This window comes from Bacillus sp. SIMBA_074, from assembly GCF_046534555.1.
Taxonomy (GTDB): Bacteria; Bacillota; Bacilli; order Bacillales; family Bacillaceae_G; genus Bacillus_A; species Bacillus_A mycoides.
Genome location: NZ_JAWRYM010000002.1, coordinates 112,656 through 136,829 on the forward strand (window position 1 = coordinate 112,656; position 24,174 = coordinate 136,829).

Sequence of the window (24,174 nt, forward strand, 5' to 3'; positions counted from 1 at the left end):
AATCGGATAAGATGACATATAAAAAAGAGGATACCTCACCCATCGTAAGATACCCTCGCCTGTAGCTGCTCAAACCATTCTCTCTCTACTTGTAAATATCCCATTCCACTCTTCTCAGCACTCTCCAATTCTTTATCAGCTTTCTTCATATAAAAGCGGGAAGCTTCCATATCGTCCTCTAAATATTTAATAATTCCTTGTGTACGGTAATATCCGTTTAAATCCATTTTGGTAATGGCCTTTGCATGTTCCTTTGCTTCTTGCAGAGAAAGGCTATCCATCTGATAAAGAGCTTTATATAAAAGATACCAACTATGAAAACTACCAACGAAAAATCTATTTTCCTTCGTTACAGATAGCTGAACAATTTGTTCTATATACGGTATCGCTCTTTCTATTCCCTTTTGATCAGCTCGGGCATAAAAGACGAGCATAAGTCCGCTCATTATCTCTCTTATACTTTTATCCTCTTTTAATTTTTCCTCACTAAGTTCTACTAATCTCTCATCCCAATCTTTCGGTCTTTTATAACTAAATAACTCACTCGATATTTGAATCGTATATAAATGTTGCTTAGCTTTTTCATCATCTTTAATTAAAATGAGAAATTGCATGCCATCACTCAGAAGCGTTCCTTTTATCGGCACGATTGTAACTACAAAAATCACAAAGTGGAAAACGGAAAAATATAAAAGATATTGATAATAGCTCACCATGTATATGTAACCTGAAGTAATACCGAATAATAAACTCATAATTGGTCCGCCTAAAGTCATCCACGCCCATTTCTTTGAAAGGTTCGGTGTCTCTATAGAAGACGGTGCTAACATCACCACGCCACCAAAGTACGCCCATAATTTATTTTCTCGAATGCGTAATTTCCCCTTTTCTTTTTGAACAGTGATAGGTCCTACTGTCATAAATTTAAAATTCAAACCACCTATCAAACCAAATACTACGTGCCCTAGCTCATGAATGGCTAACACTAATAATACAATTCCAAATACTGCCCATATATTCAACATTACTTCTAATTTCCCAGTTCGAATTACTCCGTATAAAATGGACAGAACTAGCGCCGCCGTCATGGAACCAGCTGGCCTTCTTAAAATATCCACCTTTTTCTCCCCTTAATAAATCATTTTTCTCTGCATTTCGTACATGAATTTTCCGAGATGCAATATCCAAATAAATGAGATTAAGCCAATTAATACAAAATCGATATCACTAGCCGCTGTATATATAACGGCAGCCCACCATACATATGCCAATATTGTATTCGTAAATTCATATGCTTTATATCCAGCCTCATGCACAATGTGCTTTAATCCTTCATCTGCGTTTTTCGTCCACATTTTCATAGATTCCATATATGTTACACCTTGTTCAGGATATAGCTTATTATAACGATTTTTTGTTATGAGCCCGATAACCACTACAATAGTTAAACAGACAATAGAAGCTACTAAATTCCACACTGCAAATGACACATTTGTATCCTGTAACAGTGCACGTCTACATGTAATAACTGCATATACAAACCATGCCTGCGTAACTATATCACCTACACGTAAATATATACTTATAATGCCTAATTTTCTGCCTTGTACGCTCTCTTCTTCATCGCGTGCCTCCGCTAACATACGTGTATTCTTCCAAGTGTAGTACATCATTAAGATTCCAAAAATAGTACATACACCTATAAATGTATTAGATGATAATTTTCTCGGTTCATTCGAGAGTAAATTTAAAGCTATATAAGATGTTAAAAAGCCACCCATCATACTTAATACTATTTTCCCCACAAAATCAAATTGTTTTTTTCGTTTACTCTTCATCTTCATCGTCCTCTTCCCCCTCCACCAACATAAATATCTCCTCCACCGGCGCTCCAAAAATTTGTGCGATTTTTAGCGATAACACAATAGATGGTGCATAATCTCCGCGCTCAATTAAACTAATGGTTTGCCGTGATGAGCCAATCGCTTTCCCTAAATCCCCTTGTGATAAACGATGCTTTGCTCGAAATTCCCTCACTCGATTTTGAAGCTTCATGTCTTCCCTCTTTTTCATTTATTTAATTAAAATTGTAAATAATATCCTTATCTTTGTCAATTATAATTGTCATTTTGACGTAGATACATGTCAAAAACGAATATATATTATACTAAACATAACGTATATAATAATCTTCAAGAACTACATAATTGAGGTCAACGTAAACTTCCTTATTACTGAAAATAGCACCTACCAAGGTTATAGCACTGGCTTTTCTAGTGAATTTAATAAATATGAACCCCTTTCCGAACTAAGCGACGATACGTATGAACTTTCACCTAATAGAACGGGAACGTATTATATACCAGCCACCGGTTACGGTATCGATGGAAAAATAAAAGCAAACTGGAAAATACAATAAAAAAGGCAGTGCTTTTGCACTGCCTCCCTAAAATCTGACATAGAATGGATTCCATATTAACTTGCGTTTTGTAAAAATACTCGTTTTAGTTGCTTGCGGAAACGAACGCTTAACGTAATTGCTACAATGACAATCGCTCCGAAAATGATTTTGCCGATATGATCTCCCAGTAATCCGAAAATATCATGTAAGTTACCACCTAACCAGTAGCCGCCAATTAAGAAGAACGATACCCAGAATAAAGCACCTGAATAAATTGTAATTGCAAAGCGGCGAAACGGTAAGTTAATGATACCTGCAAAGTATCCTGTAAAATGACGTACACCAGGAATGAAGAAGCCAATAAAGATAAGGAAATATCCATATTTATCGAACCACATTCTCGTTAAATCAATTTTTCTTTGTGTTAAAAATACGTACTTCCCGTATTTTTGAACAAAAGGCATACCAAGCTTATTACCTAAAAAGTATTGAATCGTCATTCCTACACTTGTCCCAATAAAGGATAGGATAATTAAAATAGGTAAACTTAGATCACCCTTCTGTGCTAAAAACCCCGCATATGCTAATGTTGGCTCTCCCGGAAACGGAAGTGCAATATATTCTAACAGCAAGCCTACAAGTACTACATAATACCCATATTGCTGAAATAATTCATGAACCCATTCCATGTCATCTCCCCTTTCATTCACGTACAACTTGTTACTATTATTGTATAAAAAAATTGTCGAAATAACTATCACAATAGCTTACATTTTTATTACATTTTTGTAAGGCTCATTCTAAAGTTTTTTGCTCTCTATTTACTTATATCTATTAGCATTAAAAAACAAGCTAACAACTATATATCACGCGAAGGAAATCCATTAATATACATTTTTCATCCAGTTTTTAACTCTCGAAAACCACCTTATTTTGTTCTCTATAAAAAACCACCACAAACTCATATGAACTTCATATTAGCTTCATATACGTATTGTAAGATTATATCGGAATTTGTTGAAAAATTTAGCTAATATATGACTAAACATTAAACTGAATAAATATAAGTCGCTTTTCGAAATTGAAAAAAGGGTGAATAAGAAATGGAAGCTTATAAAATGCACGATTTTATTAATACGAATGTTGAATCTCATCAAAATGAAACCGTTTTTAATTTACAAATATGTGAAACAAATGAATTTGACGTAAGTTTAACAAAATCTACAACGCTGTCTTTTATCGTTTCAAAAAAGAACATTAAGATCGTCACGAGAAAATGGGTTAATTCAAATCAAGAAAGCATGATTGGCAAAAGCTACATCATTCCAACGAAAGCTTTTCACTATTTCTTACCGATTATTTCTGAAACTGAAGATGAACTAAATATTCGAGTTCAAAGTTTTGGACTACATGGTGAGCTTTTATTAAATGAAAGATTACTTATCGATAAAAACAACAAATGTAATACAAAGATTACTACCTTCTTTGAAACATTAGATGAAAATGTCAATCAAGCATTACGAGGATTACAAATTCATTGTATGTAAGACTACTACAACAAGTAAAAGGAGAATATAATGAAAAAACTATTATTAAGTGCGCTATTATCATTAGGATTTTTAACTCTTCCATTCACTACTGCAGAAGCAGCTACGACGAAAGATCAGCTTATCGTAAACACAAAAATAAATAAAATGGATTATTATCAAGATGGAAAATTCATAAAAAGTTTCACTGTCGCTACTGGAAAAGCAGCAACACCAACACCTAAGGGTACTTTTCAAATCGTAAATAAAATTAAAAACCGTCCTTACTATACAGGAAAAATTAAAGGCGGCGATCCACGTAATCCACTTGGGGACCGCTGGCTCGGATTAAATATGGCAGGAACTTACGGAACAACGTATGCGATTCATGGAACTAACAATAATCAAGCAATCGGGAAAGCAACAACACTTGGTTGTATTCGTATGTTTAACAATGATATTCACTGGTTATTTGAGCGCGTTCAACAGCAAGCTACTGTCACTGTAAATTAGCCTAAGAACAAGATTTATGTGTAGCCAAGAATTTTATGTCTTGGCTTATTTTATTTATTCATTTACAGTAGCAAAATAACTGTATTTACATATATAATAAAAATAGATTGCCTTCAACATCATCGTAACATTGATAAACATGGATATTAAAATTATACAGTTATAATATTTTATAAATTTTACAATACATACTATAATAGAACTACTGTAATTCTGAACTATTCAGTGACACTAAACAATCCCCCTTGCTGCTTTCATGATTATTTTATAGCGGGGGCTTATTATATGTATAAACAATTTGAGTCATCCGAAAAATGATGAATTCGAATATTGCAGTAAAAAGCGTTATTTAGGAGGTGTTACTATGACGCATATACTGGTGATTGAAGACAACCCAGATATACAAGAACTTATTCGTGAATTTCTAATGGCACAAAACTTTAACGTTGATGTCGTTGGCGCTGGCACAGAAGGTATACTTCTTTTCCAAAAAAATTCATACGATCTTGTCCTCCTTGATGTGATGTTACCAGATATAGATGGCTATAGTATTTGTAAAATTATGCGAGGACAATCTGATGTACCAATCATTATGTTAACAGGCTTACATAATGAAGAAAGTGAAATTAAAGGATTTGAATTAGGTATTGATGACTATATTACGAAACCGTTCCATTATACGGTATTTATTAAACGTGTAGAAGCTGTATTAAGAAGGGCAGCAACGAAGGAAGCAGAAACTGCGACTATACTACAATTCCATGAGTTGATGTTAAATTCTACAGCATATGCCGCTTATGTTCATGGTAATCAAATTGAATTGACAACAAAAGAATTTGAAATTATATATACTTTACTGCAAAATCGGGGGAAAGTATTATCAAGAAGTGATTTGTTGAATAAGGTATGGGGCTATGAACATTATGGTGATGTAAGAGTTATAGATACACATATTAAAAACTTACGAAAAAAATTAGGAATTCCTTATATTAAAACGGTGAAAGGCATTGGCTACAAAATCGAATCGTAGCAAAGACAACATCACCAAAAATATATTCATCAAAACCTTATTATTTTGTATTCTGTTATCACTTTGTCTTTATCAAATTATTTATTTTCTAGCCTCAAATTACGATAAAGATCGTTTGAAAGCTTCTGGAACGCAAACTGCGGAACAAGCGGAATCAGACAAACAAAACGACCACAGTAAAACAAAGCAAAATAAAGCTGTGTCAGAGAGTAGCATCTCTAATTTTCAATCTTCTCAAATAGACATGAAAACACTCTCTACAGCCATCAATCATCTTTTGCAGCCTAGCCAAACTGCAAAAGCAAAAGAACATGCACAAAATATTCCGGGGAAAAGTAACACAACGTCTTCACTTACAGAAGCGGAAAAGCAAGTTACTAACAATGATTCCTTACATACACAAAATGCAGCAAGTAAAGCAAATGATACACATGATAATCCAAAGTTAACAGATGTGTTGCAGCAGTTAGCTCCACATATTGGGGCGACAATGCTTGCATTATCTCTGCTTGGATCTTTAATCTACGCAAAAATAATCGCCAAACCTTTCCGATATATGAGCGATGCTTTAAAAGATATTATGAATCTTGATTTCTCAGATAAAAAGCTACTTAACAAAAATACAGATCAAACAGATTTTAATTTGCAAGTAGCTGCCTCACAAGTACCTACTATTGTGAAAAATTTACATGAAAGCAATAAAGATTTAAGAAATGAACTCAAGAAGGAACAACAATTAGAACAATCTCGCAAAGAATTTATGTCTATGGTATCCCATGAATTAAAAACACCAATCGCAGCCGTTATGGGACAACTCGATGGCATGATTCACGGAATTGGCGCTTATAAAGATAGAGATAAATATTTAAAACGTTCATATGAGATGATGCAAGATATTAACATATTAACGGAAAAGATGTCAGAATTATCCAAAATACAAAACCCTCAATTTAAACCGAATTTAGAAGTTATTTCATTAACTACTATTATTGAGGATGTTATGAAAAAAGTGGATTATTTTGTATCTGTAAAACAATTAAATGTTCAATCTAACATTAAACAAGACGTACAAATTTTAGCTGATCCTAAATTTATTCAAACTGCTATTTTTAACATTATTTCAAATGCAATTCATTATACAATTGATCATCAGCATGTATATATAAAGCTTTATGAAAAGCCAAACGGTTACGCATTAGAAGTATTAAATACAGGTTCACAAATCGATGAGGATAAACTTGCCCATTTATTTGAGCCATTCTATCGCGCAAATCCTGGCAAACATGGCTTAGTACAAGGTAGTGGTCTTGGGTTATATATTGTAAAACAAATATTAGATAAACATCAGTTCCCTTATGGGATACAAAACACACCTCAAGGTGTAAAATGCTCCATTGTATTCCCAAAAGCAATGTAAACTACTACTATAATTTCATACCCCAAACTCATACTTCGTATGAGTGGCGGAATTTTGTAGAGTCTCTTACTCTGTTTCGTTCGCCCGTTGTCCTTATTAGGATAACGGGCGTTTTTTATTTATATAAGGAGGTTTTCACATGGAGAAATTTAAGTATTCATTACTAGTTTTATTCGGCGCTTGTAGCTACGGCGTACTTTCAACTATTTTTAAACTCGGATTCATCGACGGATTTTCAGCACACCAACTACTAGGAGGACAATATGTCTTCGGATGGATTGGACTACTTTTACTCGTTCTTTTCTTTTCACGCCATAAAGTATCAAAAAGACAATTCTTTTCGTTACTAATAGTCGGCACAACAATGAGTATGACAGGTATTTTCTATGCTATTTCTGTAGAAGAACTGCCAGCCTCTATCGCTGTCGTTTTACTCTTTCAGTTCACTTGGATTGGTGTAGTCATCGAAGCGATTGCGAATCGAACATTCCCAAGCCGTGAGAAAGTTATATCTATTATTATTTTATTTACTGGTACATTGTTTGCTGGTGGAGTATTTGAAGGTCTTGGACAAAACTTTTCTACGCAAGGTATTATTTTCGGACTATTAGCTGCCGTCTCTTTCTCATTCTATGTATTTGTAAGCGGGCGCGTTGCTACAGATGTTCCGCCTTATACGAAAAGCTTTCTTATGACAACGAGTGCTACTCTTATTGTATGCTTATTTTTCCCGCCTACCTTTTTAACGGACGGCGCTTTACAAGCAGGCCTATGGAAATATGCTTTCTTCCTTGGACTGTTCGGGGTTATTATACCTGTCATTTGTTTTTCAATTGGGGTACCAAAAGTCGGAACGGGACTTGGTACAATATTAGGTGCAGCTGAATTACCAACAGCAATTATCGCTTCTATTACACTTGTTCATGAAGTTGTATCACCTATGCAGTGGATTGGGATTGTAGTTATATTACTCGGTATTTTTACACCGCAACTACTTACTGCTAGGAAAGAAAAAAAACATAATCGTGTGCATAGTGCGTGAAGACATCAACTTGTATATAAATGTGAATAAAGTTACGATATGTTAAACTTTAATACTACATTCAAAATAACATATGATATTGCAGCTATTATTCTCGTAATCCTTACTGTACTTTTCTTTTTAAAAGATAAAAAAGAGAGTCCTACTGCATAACTAAAGACCTTTCATTTATTTGAAAGGTCTTTTCCTTATATTTCACTTTACCGCTCCATATAACTTCTCTACCTCATGTTCAATTTGTTTTACATCGATTCGCTCAAATAATGGCTGTACATTATCAATTCGGTTTGGCAACGTATTTTGAGGTTCCCAATTTACTTTAACACTCGATAATGTATTTCTAACTCTTTCACTTGAAAACGGTAAAAATGGTTCAAGCAGTTGTGCAAAGTTTGCTATTAGGTAAACACAATTATAAATTGTTTCCTCACATGAAACTGGGTCGTCTTCTCTTTGTTTCCAAGGCTGCTTTTCATCAAAGTACTTATTTGCAAAGCGTACTGCATCAAATATTGTTTCTAGTGCCACCTTAAATTTAGTTTGTTCAATCGCCTCTCCTACACTTTTATATAATCCTTCTACTTTATCTTTCAGCTCTACATCAATACTTCCCTTCGGTACAGTACCACCATAATATTTTTCAATAAACTTTAATGTCCGGTTCACAAAGTTCCCGTATGCACCTAACAATTCACTATTATGACTGTAAATGAATTCACGCCATGAAAAATCAGTATCACGATTTTCTGGTGCGTTAACTGTTAAAAAGTAACGAATAGAATCTGGATTGTAGCGTTCCAATATGTCAGGCACCCATACTGCCCAGTTTTTACTTGTAGATAATTTTCTTTTTTCAACTGTTAAATATTCATTCGAAACGATATGACGCGGGATTGCTTCTTCTCCTATTCCAAGTAATACCGCTGGCCAAATGATTGAATGAAACGGAATATTATCCTTTCCGTGCACATAATATGTTTTCGCTTCTTTATCCCAAAACTCTTGATCATCTTTCCCTGTTTCTTCAGTCCAGCGTTTACTCGCCGAATAATATCCTGTCACTGCTTCAATCCATACGTAAATTTTCTTATCTTCATATCCTGCCACTGGAATTGGTACCCCAATTGGTAAATCACGTGACACTGCCCTATCTTGTAATCCTTCCTTTAAATATCTCTCTGTTAATTGAATTGCATTGTCGCGCCATGTTACTTTCTGCTTTGCAATTTCTACGACCTCTTTAATTTGCTGCTGAAATTTATGCAATGCAAAATAGAAATGCTCTGTTTCCTGTACTGATGGCGTACTACCACATAACTTACATTTCTTTTCTAACAAATCGAGTGGATCTAAAATAGCGGAACAAGCATCGCATTGATCGCCCCTTGCTGCTTCATGACAATGCGGACAAATACCTTCTACATATCGATCCGGTAAAAATTGCGTACACGTTTCGCAATAAGCTTGTTCAACTACTTTTTTATAAATATAACCTTCTTCTAATAGTCGCAAAAAGACTTTTTGAACAGTTTCATGATGATGCTCGCTATCTGTACGTGTATAGCAATCATAAGTAAAACCAAGGCTACGAAAACATCGCTCAAACTCTTCATGATACTTATCAGCAATTTTTTTCACCGTCACACCTTCTTGTTTTGCTCTAATTGTAATCGGTGTTCCATTACAATCACTTCCCGAAACATACAACACATTCTCACCTTTTGCCCGGTAATAACGTGCTAAAATATCTCCTGGTAACAAACTAGCAATGTGTCCAAGGTGTAACGAACCATTTGCATACGGCCAAGCGCCTCCAATAAAAATACTCATCTTATATTCCTCCTTTAAAATATAAAAAGCCCCGCCCTTATCTTAAAAAAGATAAGGGCGGGGCTGTATAAACAGTCGCGGTACCACCTTATTTCGTCAGTCATTCGCATAACTAACCTTAACAAGTACGGAGCTATATGCTCTTATACTGTGGTTTTGATAACGAGTACCAACTCTCGTCGCCGCCTACTATTATCATTTGATAAGTTCAGGACGAAGCTCAAAGGCCATTGTTCAAATGAATATTCTTGCTTCTTCTCAGCTACCGAAGCTCTCTGGAAAGAATGGTTCCATTCTACTTTTCCTTTTCAACGCTTTTATGTATAAAACGTATTTTACGACTTAACAACAGAAAAATCAAACTTTTATTCAAAAAAACAGGAAATCCTACTCATTCACCGAATAACTATACGTTCACAAAAGGAGTGATAAAATTGAATCAAAAACAACTAAGTACTATTAATGAAAAAAGCTGGAACGCAGCTGCTTATGAAGCTTGGACAAATCGCCACGGGGCACCAGAGGATTATGCGAAAAAGCTCATGGAAGATCCCGTGCGCGAGGTCACTCATTATTTACCCTACATACAATCTCCAAAAGGAAAGCGTATTATTAATTTACTCGGATCAAAAGGAAATAAAGCAGTTGCTCTTGCTCTTTTAGGAGCCGATGTAACAGTTGTAGACATTTCAGCAAGTAATGAAAAATACGCAACCGAACTAGCCGAAGCTGCTGGTGTCTCTATTCAATATATCATTTCCGATGTACTAGATTTAAATCTATCCCAATCATTTGATATCGTGTTACTGGAACTTGGCGTGCTCCATTACTTTTTAGACTTAAAGCCACTCTTTCATATAATCTCTCACTTACTAAAACAAGATGGGACATTTATACTACGTGACTATCATCCCGTTTATACAAAATTATTAGGAGTAGATCATCCATCATTTCGAGCAAATGGAAATTATTTCGACGAGGAACTTATTGAAGATGACGTAGCTTATAGTACTCTCCTTACGGGATCACAGAAATACGCTTTACCGAGAACAAAAATTAGGCGCTGGACACTAGGAGAAATAATTACATCAATGGCAGAAACAAATTTCAAGGTTGAAAAATTGATTGAAGAACACGGATCTCATCAAAAGTGGGTTTTCCCTTCTACTGCACCAGAGGGAATTGAAGAGCGTATACCTGGTCTATATACATTAATTGCAACACCATGCAAAAAAGGATCCCTTCACGGATAGGATCCTTTTTTTGCATGCTTACGCATATAAGTTGAGGTTGGAGATTACTATAATTCTGTAGAATAGGACACAAGATATTTCAACATTCGTCTCTGACTTACGTCGTCAAAAAGGGGTATGACCAACATAACGAAGAGTAATGTTCAGTCGATAGTGATAATCGTTATCAACTAATTAGAAGTATACAGGATGTTATTTCAAATTACAATACCATTTCTGATTTTTATTTATGAATTTTTTGATATACAAATGTATACATTTTAAGAACATTTATTCATATCAATTTGCCTCCTTCCATTATCTGCTATAATTTTCACTGAACAGATTAATAACTTCATAATAATGTTTTTATTAATTCCGTTTCTTGTATTTATAAATCGTAATAAATAGTTTCAAAAAAGGTAGGGGTAACGATGAAATATATTAGTATTCGAAAAAAACTTCTGTTCACACTCTTAAGCATTTCTTCTTTATTTAGCATTGCTCTTATTGTTATTCTTTCGTTCGCCATGAGCCAAGCAAGTGAAATCGAAACATTAAAAAATGATGTATCAAAAAGAGCAACCATTTTAAAAGAACGCGGTGATTGGTTCCAGGCGCAAGTTGCTGGCTTACAAGAATATTTACTATCGCACGATCAAAAAGGATTAGATAAATTCAACCGGGAAGGAAAGAAATTAGCTGATACAAGAGAAAAAGTAACGAGTGATAAAAAACTCCCTGAAGGAATGAAAGAGGCCATTTTAATGGGAGCAAAATGGCGCAGCGTCGTAGATAATGAAGTCCTCCCTCTTGCACGGGAAGGAAAATGGGATGAAGCATCCAAAATTGCTCTTGCTCAAACAGATTATGTAAATGATCTTTTAAGTCGTTTTACTAAATATGCAAATGAAGAAAATGACAAACGGGACGTATTAATTGCTGACGTAGAGTCTTCTTCATCCCTTATTCAATATATTATTTTCTTCTCACTCATTACATGTACATTAACGTCTATTCTATTGGCATGGTGGTTCTCTGGTAAACTCGTTAAACCGATTCGACAAATTGATGCGAAGTTAAAAGAATTAGCTTCTCAAGATGGCGATTTAACCGCTAGATTACACGTAACGAGTAAAGATGAAATTGGTGACATCGCAAATTCCTTTAATCAAATGCTTGCTAACTTACAGCGTATAATAAAGCAAGTTCAACAAACATCAACAAGTGTAAAAGAAGCTTCTGAAAATGTGTTTATCGAAACAACTGCTTCTATGGAAAATACCGCAAAAACTAAAGAGACTATGAATGCTCTTGAGCACAATATTCGTTCACAAGTTTCTAGCATTGAAGAAAGTTCAACCGCAATGGATGATATGGCAACAAGTGTTCAGCGCATTGCAGAATCTGCCTCTTCTGTTGCTAGCTTAGCTGTTACAACTTCTGAAAAAGCAGATGATGGTAGTAAAGTAATTGAAAAATCTATTACACAGATGAATACAATCAATGACGCTGTTAACGCTACATCAAAAGTGGTAGAGCGACTCATTACACATACGAATCATATTGATACTGCTCTTCAATCCATTTCTAACGTTGCAGAACAAACGAATCTACTTGCTTTAAACGCTTCTATTGAAGCCGCCCGCGCTGGTGAACATGGAAAAGGATTCGCTGTTGTTGCCGATGAAGTACGAAAACTTGCTGAACAATCTCAGCTAGCAGCAAATGACATTAACCATTTACTTCATCAAATTCAAGCGGACACAAAAATAGCAAATGACATGATGACACAAGGTCAGTCAGAAGCTTCTGAAGGAATTACAGTCATTCGTACCGCTGGATCTTCATTCTCAGCAATTGTTAACCACGTTAATAAAGTCTCTACACAGATGCAAGAAATGTCTGCAACTGCTGAAGAAATGGCCGCAAGTTCTGAGGAAATGAATGCAGCTTTAAATAACATCGCTTCTATTTCAAACGAAGTTGCCGCTGAAACATCACAGACAGCACATTCAGCTGGTGGCCAAGTAAATGTAATGAAAGACATTGCTACAAAGTCATCAGAAATGAAAACCGCAGTACAAGAACTTGAAGTTCTCGTTTCTCATTTCAAAACAAATGCATAAAGTGAAACTTTAATCAGTGATTTTTTCTCCTCCCCCACTGATTATTAGCCTTCACCAATCGGGCTTTTACAGGCAGTTAATTTCCCGCCTAATTTTGAGGTGAGAAATTAACTGTCCGCAAATAATGGGATAATAGGAAAAAGAATGGGTTTCTTTTTTTAGCCCCTCTTTTTCACTTTAAAATATATCTTTCTCTCTCCCACTCTGTCTGCTATAATTCCTAAAGGAAATAAGAAAGCTTTATTCCAGATGGAGTAAAGCTTTCTTTCAATTTTTAACATTAATTAATCCTAATACTAAGATTTCACAAAGGAGGCTTTTTATAATATGAATTTTGTAAGTATCAGAAAAAAACTTATGTTCATGATGGGAACGATTTGTGCTTTATTCGGCATCGCCTTAGCTTTTATTTTATTCTTTACCATGGATCAGTCTCATAAAGCTGAAACATTACAAAAAGAAATTTCTCCTCTTGCAACAGAATTGAAAGAGCGCGGAGACGCTTATCAAGTACAACTTTCTGCTTTAAGAGGTTATTTACTACAACATGATCAAGTCGAATTAGACAAGTTTAATGAGATGAGTAAACGTCTTGAAGATACAAAAGGGCAACTTCTTTCTAACCCTAACACTTCTCAGTCCGTGAAAAGCACAATGGAATTAGGATCCACTTGGAGAAAGTTCATTGAAGAGAAAGTATTCACTCTTGCAAAAGAACAAAAATGGGAAGAAGCTTTACAAGTAGCTTCTACAGAGAATGGCACTGTTTATAAAGTAATCGGTGATTTCACAAATTACAGTAATGAACAAGCTAAATTACGTGAACAATCTATTGAAAAAATCGATCAATCTTCACTACGAATTGAATATGTTGTCTTCTTATCACTTGTTATTTGTATTGTAACTGCAATTATTCTTGCATGGTGGTTCTCTGGTAAGCTTGTAAAACCAATTCAACAAATTGATACTAAACTAAAAGAATTAGCCTCTCAAGAAGGCGACTTAACAGCCCGTCTACAAGTAAATAGCAATGATGAAATCGGTGCTATTGCCACATCATTTAATAAAATGTTAGAAAACTTGCAGCATATCATTAATCGTGTTCAAAAAACATCTGTAGAAGTACAAACAGCTTCTGAAAATATGCTAGAAAAGACTAATACATCACGCGAGGCAACAATAAGAGTTCAAAGCTCGATGTCCAACTTAAATTCAAGTATTCAATCGCAAACTTCTAGTATGGAAGAAAGCTCGACTGCGATGGATGATATGGCAATAAGTGTTCAGCGTATCGCTGAATCTGCTTCATCTGTAGCCGAACTTGCTGTAGCTACATCTGAACATGCTAACGACGGAAGTACTGTTATCCAAAAATCTGTTTCACAAATGACAACGATACATGAAGCTGTAAATGCTACATCAGAAGTGGTCGAACGTCTAATCACTCACACGAAATATATTGATACGGCTGTACAATCTATTTCTAATATCGCTGAGCAAACAAACTTACTTGCTTTAAACGCTTCTATTGAAGCAGCTCGTGCTGGTGAGCAAGGAAAAGGATTTGCTGTCGTAGCTGATGAAGTTCGTAAACTTGCGGAACAATCTAAAACTGCTGCAAAAGATATTAACCAATTACTACATCAAATTCAAAATGATACAGAAACAGCTAGTTCTATGATGTCTAAAGGTCGTTCTGAAGCATTTGAAGGCATTACTGTCGTTCGTGAGGCTGGTACTTCTTTCACAACAATTGTTGAACAAGTAAATAAAGTATCAACTCAAATGCAAGACATATCAGCAACTGCTGAAGAAATGGCTGCAAGCGCTGAAGAAATGAACGCTTCACTTAATAACATCGCTTCTATTTCAAATGAAGTATCTAGTGAAACAGCTGCAACGGCACAATCTGCTGAACAGAAAGTCATCGTGATGAATGAAATGACTCTCACTGCAAAACAAATGAAACAAACAGTTGAAGAATTAGATCAGCTTGTATCTCATTTTAAAACTGAATAGCTTTTCAAAAAAATATTCCTCTCTCAGGGAGGAATATTTTTTTGAGCTCATTTCCTGCACTTATCCCGCATATCCGTTATAATGAGAACCGATATCATTAATATTTAGGGGGTGCTACACATGTCACAACAAGCATTTGAAGAAAAGTTATATGCCAACTTAGAAGCTGTTATTGACCCTGAATTAGGTGTTGATATTATCAATCTCGGATTAGTTTATGACGTTACAGCGGATGAAAATAATAATGCTGTCATTACAATGACGATGACTTCTATCGGTTGTCCAATGGCTGGCCAAATCGTATCAGACGTTAAAAAAGTATTATCAACGAACGTACCTGAAGTAAATGAAATAGAAGTAAACGTTGTATGGAACCCACCGTGGACAAAAGAACGTATGTCACGTATGGCAAAAATTGCATTAGGTATTCGTGATTAAATAAGGAAAAGACCTGACAATCCAGTCAGGTCTTTTTTCTCTTATTATTTTACTCCTACTGCATCATAAGCTTTCGTTACAGCTTGTACAGCTTTAGAGTTTTTACCGTATAAGTCTTCCGCTGATTGAAGTGCTGCTTGACGCATCATTTTAAAGTCAGAGTTTGCAGTTAAATATTTCGTAAGAGCACGATAGTAAATTTTTTCTGTCGCTTCACGGCCTACTCCAGTTACTTTCACACCGTAATGTGTGCCGCCCTCAGACACTAAATACGCTGCCTTATTGTTAATACTACTGTTAATATGAACGCCGCCATTATCAGCTTTTCCAGTATAACGTTTATTGTAGTGATCTGGGTAACCTTCACCTGGTTTTAATGGGTTTGGAATAGATGCTGGATCTTTCAGAGAACGAAGTGCATCACCAGGTTTACCAGGTGTATAAATATCAGCACCTAAATCCCAGCTCTTCTTCTCAACCATGACACCCATGATATCAGATAACGATTCATTTAACGCACCTGACTCATCTTTATAAACAAGGTTTGCTGTATGTTCAGTTACAGCATGCGTTAATTCGTGACCGATAACATCTAGTCCAGCAGATAATGGAATGAATGTCTTGCCATCGCCATCACCATACATCATCTGAACACCGTTCCAAGCTGCGTTATTCCAAGATTCACCTACGTGAACAGTAGAAATAAGTCTCGCACCTTTATCATCGAAAGAGTTACGGTTAAATGTCTTTTTATAATAATCATATACTTTTCCTGCATTCACATGCGCATCAACTGCCGCTTTATCTTCGAAGAACTTAGATTTACTTACAACTTCTTCTCCTGTATATCCAAGAATTTGTGAGAATAAATTAAACCAGTTTTCATCCATATTCTCTGCATCAAATGTATGGACACCTTGTCCTCGTGTACCATCAAATAAGTTGAACGCTCCTGTTTTCGTATCTTGAGCAATTTCAAATGATTGTCTAGCACCTAATACTCCGTAACCAAATCCAGTAATGTTATCTACAGCATTATATTTCTCAATAACATTTCCATTTGTTGCATCAACAAAGTAATGCCAATATCCTGGAGCTGGTTTCGAAACCGACGCTTTTACAAGATATGCAAGATAGTATTGACCATCTTTTTCATACACATATAAATCTTTTTTCACACCATCATAATTCTTTACTTTACCAATTTCTTTCTCAATATTAGCTTTTGCAATCGTTTCTGCTTGTTCCGCACTAATACTTGCAGATGCAGGAATATTTTTATTATCTAAATTCGGAATAACTTGTCCGAAAAATGCTTTTACATTATTCTCTTTATCAAGCGTAACTGTTTGATCTGAACCATACACAGGAATGTTATTATGCTTCTCAACTAACTTCACATGTGTTGTACCAGAATCAGCATCTTTTTCTTCACCAACGATATTGAAATGTTTGTCAATATTTCCCGCTAGTTTAAACATATCCTTTTTACTCTCTAAATATTGAAAGACCGTCTCTTTTTTATCTAGTCCTTCCGGCGCTTTCCATTCTTCACCTATGTAAGCTGGCGTTTTAAACTCTTGGTGATACTGGATTTTTTGCTCTTCTGCTTTCGTCGTAGTTGCTCCAAATGCCCCAAACCCACTTGCGATAACAGTTAATGCTAATGCTGATGAAATTACTTGCTTTTTCAATCTAACACTCCCCATTTCCCTAAAAGTTTTTAACACCTTTATAAATATTCTGAATAATCCCTCTAATACCTGCTCTCAAAAATTGAGAAAGTTTTTTCTGTTAATTTAACTCACACAAAAAAGGATATCGTTTTCGATATCCTCTTCCCTATAACTTTTCATCTCGCTATTCACATACTTAAAACCGCCATGGGTTAAAGTTTCACTTTATTCCATTTTCATTTCAATCGCTAAGTAGTGAGAGTTTTCTTTCGCTTGAATGTGAATATCTTCTTCTACAGCCTCCGCTGCATCACGCATTACGAGTGTTTCACCGTTTACAACGCTGCAACCTTCAATTTGTACAAGGTACAATTGACGTCCTTCTTTAACAGGAAAATGAATTTCTTTACCAGCTTCTAATGATAAAGAATATAAATTTGCATCTTGGTGAATATGAATTGGTGCATCTCCATCAGAAGGAGATACCATATGGAACCACTCATTTTCACGTTTACTCCAATCAAATTTAAACTCACCATAGTTTGGTTTATGACCGTCGCGGTCTGGTAAAATCCAAATTTGCAATAAACGTAATGTTTCACTTCCTAAGTTATGCTCACTGTGAAATACACCAGTACCTGCACTCATATATTGAACATGCCCACGCTCAATTGTCCCGCGGTTCCCCATACTATCTTCATGTGTTAATTCACCATCTATAACGTAAGAGATAATCTCCATATCACGGTGCGGATGCATATCAAAACCAGTTTGTGGCGCTATTAAATCATCATTCATAACACGCACTGCTCCAAAATTCATGTTGTTTGGATTATAATAATTTGCAAAGGAAAAATGAAAATGTGTATTTAACCAACCGTGATTTGCTCTTCCCATATTTTTATGATCAACTTTTCTAAACATATCCTTCACCTCATATTATCTCGAAATCGAGATATTTATTTTTAATTTTATCACTGCAACTTCTTCAGTAATTCTAATAATTGTTTTTGTTCTTCTCTATTTAACTTATCAAATTGCTCTGCTTGAAATGTTTCTTGCGGCGGGACTATTTCTTCATATAGAACCTTTCCCTCTTCTGTTAATGAAATATATTTCGTGGTACCTTCTTGTTCACGCTGAATCCAATCTAGTTGCTCCATCTTATTTAAAAGTTGAGTAACATTTCCTTTCGTAACAAACAACTTATTTCCAAGTTCTTGCTGCGTTAAACGATCGTTTCCTCCGATTTGAACTAATACATCAAACTGAGCGGCAGATACATTCCACTTTTTCAAATGCTGATTCGTCTCACGAATACTTCTATTATAAAAGCGTGATAAACGAAACCATAATAGTAATCCAAGTCTTTCCTCTGCTTTCATTCCATCACCTCGCTCATTTGATACTATTAGTTTAGAACTAAACTTATTAAAGGTCAACTACTTATTTTTAATTAGCAAAAAAGCACAGTGATTTTCCTCCACTTATGCTTCAGATTAAATTTCTATTTTTATATTCATCTAGCTTCCTCTCCGCGAAATGCCTCGCATCTTTCTCAATCCATCTTTCTTCGTATAGTTCATTTCCAACATATAGTATATCGTCCTTATGCTGCATCGCATGCCTGAATTCATGCAATAGCGTTTTGAGCACTTGCTCATACTCTTCCCACATACAAACGAAAATTAATTGTTTTTCTTTATGATAAAAACCACCTACTGGGAATAAAAACTCCTCTTCTTCTTCTCCTAATGATAAAAGTACATGATTCGCATCACACGTATCACAAAAAATAACTGGCGTTGCACTTACTTCAATAAGAGAAAACAAATCATTTCTTAACTTTTTGACATCCCAAGGAAGCTCCGAATCCAACACATACCAATTCTCAACTTGTTGATATACATTTTGAAACTGGAGTTCCATTTCTCAATAATCCCCTTCCTAAACTCCCTTTTCCTATATGTATGCCACAATATGTAAAATATTAAACATATCCTTCTCTAACAAATAACAACCAGTTATTAATTTCCCATAAAAAAAGGAATCTATTTAACTATAGATTCCTTCACAATAATACCTTATATAAAGTCTGAACTTACACGTCAATTGTTTAAAATTTAGCTATTCTTTGTATCCCACTTAAAGATTTTATTTAAAAGTTTATATACATTCTTTGACTCTTTCGTTAGAAGGGGACCTAAAATGGATAGTATAAGCACATATAGTGCTGAGAATGGTTTCAATACCGACATTAACCCACCCGCGATACCGATATTAGCCATAATGATTGAGAATTCTCCCCTTGAAACGATTGTTAATCCAATATTTGTTGACGCTTTATGAGATAATCCAGCTTGTCGCCCTGCAATCATCCCTGCTACAAAGTTTCCGATTATCGTCAGAAGTACAGCACCTAACGTTAACCATATTGCTCCGCCCAATGAAAACGGATCGATACTTAATCCGAAACTGAAGAAGAAGATAGCTCCGAAGAAGTCTCTAAATGGAACAACAAGATGTTCAATTCGATCACTATGCTCTGTCTCAGAGAAAACTAACCCTAAAAGAAGTGCCCCGATTGCTTCTGCAACGTGAATTGTTTCTGAAAAACCTGCAATAAAGAACAACGAAGCAAATACTACAATAATGAAAATTTCATCCGAACTAATATTAAGCAATTTATTTAATAACGGTGTCGCCTTTCTAGCTACAATAAAGAATAGAAGCATATATCCTAAAGCAATTCCAATTGAGGTAAGAGCGCCTAGGAAGGAAGCATGATCCCCTAGAACTAAACCAGAGACAACTGATAAATATACAGCAAGGAATATATCTTCAAACATAATAATTCCTAAAATTAATTCGGTTTCATTATTACCAGTTCTTCTTAAATCAACTAATACCTTTGCAACGATAGCACTAGAAGAAATCGTAATAATACCCGCAATAATTAAGATTTCGAGTAACGGGAACCCCATTATAAATCCGTATAATAATCCTAGTGAAAAGTTAATCAAAATATAGATTGTTCCGCCAATCGCGATAGAACGTCCAGATTTAATTAGTTTTTTCATCGAAAACTCTAATCCCAGATAGAAAAGAAGGAACAGAACGCCAATCCTTCCAAGGAAGGATATCACACTTGCACTTTCAATAAATTTGAGATCGATAACACCTATTGTCGGCGCGTGCGGCCCTACTAACATGCCAAGAACAATTAGAAAAGGAATTACTGAGAATTTAAACTTTCCAGCGATTACCGCCGCAATTGCTACTAAAACTAAAGCTGTACCGACTTCAAAAATTAAAGTATCCATCTAGTCAGTCCCCCTATTCGAAAGTAATTCATTAATAATCTTTTTAATTTCTTCTCTCTCACCAGAAACTACAAGCATATCTCCTTCTTCAATCACCGTGTCTGGACCTGGATTAAATAGCTTTTTCATATTCTTTTTCATAACTGCAATTATCGTTACGCTATATGTTTTTCTTATTTCAAGATCACCAATTGTTTTTCCAATTGCTGGCGCTGCATTCTCCACTTTGAACCACTCAATTGCTAAACCTTCAAAGACCATCTCAACATTTTCTAGTGCCCTAGGCTTATATACCATCCCGCCTAATATTGCTGCAATTTGTCTTGCCTCTGAGTCGCGCAATGAAATGCTTGATAGACTTTCTTCATGGTCTGAATCGAAATGATACATTTCTCTACGTCCATCATCATGAATAACAATCACCATTTTTTCGTTACCTTTCGTAACGATTTGAAACTTGTAACCAATACCTGGAAGTTCACTTTCTCTAATATTCATCTTTAACTCCTCCTCAACGGATTTATATTTAAATTTTCTGTTTTTCTGTCTTTTATTCATCCAATCAATTTTAGAAATTCTAACCATTCAGGATATTTGTGATTTGGAAATCTTTTATTGTAATAATAAGTAGCTCCTAGAAACATACTTGAAGATGTAACGATAAAAAATAAATTACTTCTCGTTTTCAAAATCTTAAGGCTTACTTTCAATAAAGATTCTTCTTTCAAATTATCCCCTCTTTCTCGCTTTAAATTTAGTTTTTTAAAATGTAAATAATTTTAAAAATATTACAATGTAACTTAATCATAACATAAACTAAGTTTATGTAACATGTTTTTTTAGAAAATTTGATTCTGATATATTTTTTGCATATACTTTTCTTATTATGAAAAAAAGGAAGTGTATTATATGGTTGATATCTTTAGCAGATTCCTTGAAGTAACGAATAATATTTTGTGGTCATATATTCTTATTGCAATGCTAATCGGCTTCGGTCTTTATTTCTCTTTTAAATTAAAATTTGTCCAAATTACTCATTTCAGTGAAATGGTCAGTTTAATTAGTAAAGGGTTCAATCGAAAAGAAAAGAAAAAAGATAGCGTCTCTCCATTCCAAGCATTTTGCTTAAGTGCAGCTGCACGTATTGGTATCGGGAACTTAGCTGGTGTAGCACTAGCAATTTCAATGGGCGGACCTGGCGCAATATTTTGGATGTGGTTTATCGCTATTATCGGTGCAGCTACTAGTTTTGTAGAATGTACGCTCGCGCAAATTTATAAAGTAAAAGATGGAAGCAGATTCCGTGGTGGACCAGCATATTATATGGAAAAAGGGTTAAACAAACGCTGGATGGGTGTCTGGTTTTCACTTCTCATTACAGTTGCATACGGATTAATTTTCAATTCAGTACAAGCAAATACAGTAACAATAGCGTTTGAAAATGCTTTTGGATTAGAACGAACTATCGTAGGAGCTGTATTAGCTTTATTAGTTGCGGTAATTATTTTTGGTGGTATTAAAAGCATTTCACGTATTACAGAAATGATCGTTCCGCCAATGGCAATCATTTATATTGGTGTGGCTGTTTTTGTCGTTATTAACAACTTCAATATGTTACCAAGCATTTTCATGGAAATATTTAACGGTGCATTCGGTTTAGACCAAGCCATCGCTGGTGGTATTGGAGCAGCAATCAAATTCGGAATTCAGCGCGGTTTATTCGCGACAGAAGCAGGTATGGGTAGCTCTCCTAACGCAGCTGCAACATCAGATGTATCTCATCCTGTAAAACAAGGACTTGTTCAAGCACTAGGTGTTTTCGTAGATACATTCTTAGTATGTACATCAACAGCATTTATCGTATTATGTTCTGGACTTTACAAAGGATCAAATTTACAAGGAATTGAATTAACACAACAAGCATTAAGTTCACAAATCGGACCATGGGCAAGCACTTTCTTAGCGATTATTATTTTCCTATTCGCTTTCAGTTCTTTACTAGGAAACTACTATTATGGTGAAACAAATATCGCATTCATTAAAGAAAGCAAAACATGGTTAATGATTTATCGTGTTGCAGTTGTCGGAATGGTGTTCTTCGGATCAATCGCTGCCCTTCAAACAGTTTGGAGCTTAGCTGATTTATTTATGGGACTAATGGTATTCACAAACTTAATTGCCATCTCATTCCTTAGCAAATTTGCCTACGCAGCATTAGTAGACTATATAAAACAAAAGAAACAAGGAAAAGATCCTGTTTTCGTTGCAAGTTCTATCCCTGGCTTAAAAAATACAGAGTGTTGGGATGGGCAAGATTTAGAAGAGAAGAAACAAGCTATTTAACAATAAAAATCCCTATTACTTCACAGTAATAGGGATTTTTTATTTACAACAGTTCATAATTTGTTCAAATTAATTCCAGCAAAAGGGTTGATTTATACAAATTACTAGATTATAATAATTATAAATTAGTAATTCATATAAAATAATAACTCAAGAGGAGATTGATCATAATGAATACACAAGTAATCGAAGCATTAAACAAACAAGTAGCAAACTGGAGCGTTTTATTTACAAAACTACACAACTTCCATTGGTACGTAAAAGGACCTCAATTCTTCACACTACATGAAAAATTTGAAGAGCTTTACACAGAATCAGCTACTCACATCGATGAAATCGCAGAACGTATTTTAGCAATTGGCGGCAAACCAGTAGCAACAATGAAAGAATACTTAGAACTATCTTCTATTCAAGAAGCAGCTTACGGAGAAACTGCAGAAGGGATGGTCGAAGCAATCATGAAAGACTACGAAATGATGCTAACTGAACTGAAAAAAGGCATGGTAATCGCTCAAGAATCTGACGACGAAATGACATCTGACCTACTACTAGGCATCTACACAGAACTAGAAAAACACGCTTGGATGCTACGCGCGTTCTTGAATCAATAATAGATTTTAAAGCGGAGGTGGCTCGTTCAGCTCTGACTGGCTAAGGTTCTTTCACATAGAAGGCGCTTTTTGCCTTCTTATGTGGAAGGTTCTTAGACACGAAGAGCTAGCCACCGGAGCTGGATACCACTTAAAGCGGAAGCGGCTCGTTCAGAGTCGCTTTTTTTCTATGGGGTTGTCATGCATATCAGTACATGAAATTTATATCAGCGATTTTCCAATTATATCGACTTACCGACAAATCACGACAATATTAGCCCCCCTCTCCTCTACTTTTATCAATATATTACAATCCCTTTTATGTTAAAATATAGGTAACACCCTTTAGTAAAATAGATCCAAAAAAGCTTTTCCATATTCATCATTTACTACTTAAATGGCGGGAGTGGTTCAGTTGAAAGACTACTTAATTAGAGCATTTTTTGCGTTAATAACAGTTGGGATTCTCTTACTTATAGCTAATATTTTCAATATACGTGTCGAGGTTAAAGACTATGCTTTCCTCGTTGTTGTAGCAATTGGTGGCGGCTGGGGTGGCTGGTACCTGTATAAAAAACAAAGTAACAATAACAATAAAGGCATTCCGAAATAATATGGAATGCCTTTTTTCTCTAATACATAATTAAGCTTAAACCACTAATAAA

23 protein-coding genes and 1 other annotated feature are annotated in these 24,174 nt (G+C 35.2%); of the genes, 12 read left to right on the plus strand and 11 right to left on the minus strand.

The features are described 5' to 3' along the window. Positions 1-35 precede the first annotated feature (35 nt). The 4 genes from SB773_RS02890 to SB773_RS02905 all read right to left on the minus strand — a co-directional run bounded on the left by SB773_RS02890 (position 36) and on the right by SB773_RS02905 (position 3,090). Positions 36-1,088 carry a site-2 protease family protein gene (locus SB773_RS02890; RefSeq protein ID WP_410588772.1) on the minus strand — a complete coding sequence of 351 codons (1,053 nt, stop codon included), beginning with the start codon at positions 1,086-1,088 and terminating at the stop codon, positions 36-38. Positions 1,089-1,130: 42 nt separating this feature from the next. Beyond that, a complete protein-coding gene (locus SB773_RS02895; protein ID WP_410588774.1) occupies positions 1,131-1,838 on the minus strand; it encodes a DUF3169 family protein in 708 nt (235 codons plus the stop codon). Further along, the gene (locus SB773_RS02900; protein WP_002067963.1) at positions 1,828-2,073 is read right to left on the minus strand and encodes a helix-turn-helix transcriptional regulator; all 246 of its coding nucleotides are present in this window, start codon (positions 2,071-2,073) and stop codon (positions 1,828-1,830) included. Before SB773_RS02900 ends, SB773_RS02895 begins: the two co-directional genes overlap by 11 nt. 402 nt (positions 2,074-2,475) lie before the next feature. Continuing rightward, the gene (locus SB773_RS02905) at positions 2,476-3,090 is read right to left on the minus strand and encodes a DedA family protein (protein ID WP_002129815.1); all 615 of its coding nucleotides are present in this window, start codon (positions 3,088-3,090) and stop codon (positions 2,476-2,478) included. Between the two features lie 414 nt (positions 3,091-3,504). On the opposite strand from SB773_RS02905, the gene SB773_RS02910 reads away from it, so the two are divergent. The 5 genes from SB773_RS02910 (at position 3,505) to SB773_RS02930 (ending at position 7,929) form a co-directional block, all read left to right on the plus strand. Further along, positions 3,505-3,948 carry a DUF3978 family protein gene (locus tag SB773_RS02910; protein ID WP_002034632.1) on the plus strand — a complete coding sequence of 148 codons (444 nt, stop codon included), beginning with the start codon at positions 3,505-3,507 and terminating at the stop codon, positions 3,946-3,948. Positions 3,949-3,978: 30 nt separating this feature from the next. After that, on the plus strand, positions 3,979-4,440 hold the full coding sequence (locus SB773_RS02915) for a L,D-transpeptidase (protein ID WP_002015973.1): 462 nt from the start codon (positions 3,979-3,981) through the stop codon (positions 4,438-4,440). A gap of 364 nt (positions 4,441-4,804) precedes the next feature. Continuing rightward, complete coding sequence (locus tag SB773_RS02920; protein ID WP_088033256.1) at positions 4,805-5,470, plus strand: response regulator transcription factor; 666 nt, start codon at positions 4,805-4,807, stop codon at positions 5,468-5,470. Next, positions 5,448-6,887: a sensor histidine kinase gene (locus SB773_RS02925; RefSeq protein ID WP_410588505.1), complete on the plus strand. Its 1,440-nt coding sequence runs from the start codon at positions 5,448-5,450 to the stop codon at positions 6,885-6,887. The genes SB773_RS02920 and SB773_RS02925 overlap by 23 nt, the downstream gene beginning before the upstream one ends. Positions 6,888-7,026: 139 nt before the next feature. Next, positions 7,027-7,929 (plus strand): EamA family transporter, encoded by a 903-nt coding sequence (locus tag SB773_RS02930; protein WP_410588507.1) that lies wholly within the window; start codon positions 7,027-7,029, stop codon positions 7,927-7,929. Positions 7,930-8,124: 195 nt separating this feature from the next. Here the strand turns inward: SB773_RS02930 and metG are convergent, their stop codons facing one another. Then, the gene (gene metG, locus SB773_RS02935; protein WP_410588509.1) at positions 8,125-9,759 is read right to left on the minus strand and encodes a methionine--tRNA ligase; all 1,635 of its coding nucleotides are present in this window, start codon (positions 9,757-9,759) and stop codon (positions 8,125-8,127) included. A 50-nt stretch (positions 9,760-9,809) separates the two neighbouring features. Continuing rightward, positions 9,810-10,080: a binding site (T-box leader), on the minus strand. Between the two features lie 113 nt (positions 10,081-10,193). Between metG and SB773_RS02940 the strand changes: the two genes are divergently transcribed. From SB773_RS02940 to SB773_RS02955, 4 genes are all read left to right on the plus strand, one after another. After that, entirely contained in the window at positions 10,194-11,012 is an 819-nt protein-coding gene (locus SB773_RS02940; RefSeq protein WP_341026064.1) for a class I SAM-dependent methyltransferase, read from the plus strand. 413 nt (positions 11,013-11,425) lie between these two features. Continuing rightward, positions 11,426-13,120, plus strand: a complete 1,695-nt coding sequence (locus tag SB773_RS02945; RefSeq protein WP_410588512.1) for a methyl-accepting chemotaxis protein — start codon at positions 11,426-11,428, stop codon at positions 13,118-13,120. A gap of 327 nt (positions 13,121-13,447) precedes the next feature. After that, positions 13,448-15,139 (plus strand): methyl-accepting chemotaxis protein, encoded by a 1,692-nt coding sequence (locus tag SB773_RS02950; RefSeq protein WP_410588514.1) that lies wholly within the window; start codon positions 13,448-13,450, stop codon positions 15,137-15,139. Between the two features lie 120 nt (positions 15,140-15,259). Beyond that, on the plus strand, positions 15,260-15,577 hold the full coding sequence (locus SB773_RS02955) for a metal-sulfur cluster assembly factor (RefSeq protein WP_000082522.1): 318 nt from the start codon (positions 15,260-15,262) through the stop codon (positions 15,575-15,577). Between the two features lie 44 nt (positions 15,578-15,621). Here the strand turns inward: SB773_RS02955 and SB773_RS02960 are convergent, their stop codons facing one another. From SB773_RS02960 to SB773_RS02985, 6 genes are all read right to left on the minus strand, one after another. Then, complete coding sequence (locus SB773_RS02960; protein WP_341026073.1) at positions 15,622-17,271, minus strand: M4 family metallopeptidase; 1,650 nt, start codon at positions 17,269-17,271, stop codon at positions 15,622-15,624. Positions 17,272-17,478: 207 nt separating this feature from the next. After that, a complete protein-coding gene (locus SB773_RS02965) occupies positions 17,479-18,177 on the minus strand; it encodes a pirin family protein (RefSeq protein WP_131246990.1) in 699 nt (232 codons plus the stop codon). Positions 18,178-18,227: 50 nt separating this feature from the next. Next, positions 18,228-18,638 (minus strand): MarR family winged helix-turn-helix transcriptional regulator, encoded by a 411-nt coding sequence (locus SB773_RS02970; protein ID WP_060749374.1) that lies wholly within the window; start codon positions 18,636-18,638, stop codon positions 18,228-18,230. 109 nt (positions 18,639-18,747) lie between these two features. Beyond that, on the minus strand, positions 18,748-19,182 hold the full coding sequence (locus SB773_RS02975; RefSeq protein ID WP_131246991.1) for a DUF3920 family protein: 435 nt from the start codon (positions 19,180-19,182) through the stop codon (positions 18,748-18,750). Between the two features lie 194 nt (positions 19,183-19,376). Continuing rightward, positions 19,377-20,576 (minus strand): cation:proton antiporter, encoded by a 1,200-nt coding sequence (locus tag SB773_RS02980; protein WP_131246992.1) that lies wholly within the window; start codon positions 20,574-20,576, stop codon positions 19,377-19,379. Beyond that, a complete protein-coding gene (locus SB773_RS02985; RefSeq protein WP_002015988.1) occupies positions 20,577-21,074 on the minus strand; it encodes a cation:proton antiporter regulatory subunit in 498 nt (165 codons plus the stop codon). Positions 21,075-21,485: 411 nt separating this feature from the next. Here SB773_RS02985 and SB773_RS02990 point away from each other — a divergent pair, with 411 nt between their 5' ends. The 3 genes from SB773_RS02990 (at position 21,486) to SB773_RS03000 (ending at position 24,122) form a co-directional block, all read left to right on the plus strand. After that, on the plus strand, positions 21,486-22,919 hold the full coding sequence (locus SB773_RS02990) for an alanine/glycine:cation symporter family protein (RefSeq protein ID WP_060749376.1): 1,434 nt from the start codon (positions 21,486-21,488) through the stop codon (positions 22,917-22,919). Positions 22,920-23,089: 170 nt separating this feature from the next. Beyond that, positions 23,090-23,530, plus strand: a complete 441-nt coding sequence (locus SB773_RS02995; RefSeq protein WP_002034654.1) for a Dps family protein — start codon at positions 23,090-23,092, stop codon at positions 23,528-23,530. 394 nt (positions 23,531-23,924) lie between these two features. Then, positions 23,925-24,122: a hypothetical protein gene (locus SB773_RS03000; RefSeq protein WP_002166501.1), complete on the plus strand. Its 198-nt coding sequence runs from the start codon at positions 23,925-23,927 to the stop codon at positions 24,120-24,122. Positions 24,123-24,174 lie beyond the last annotated feature (52 nt).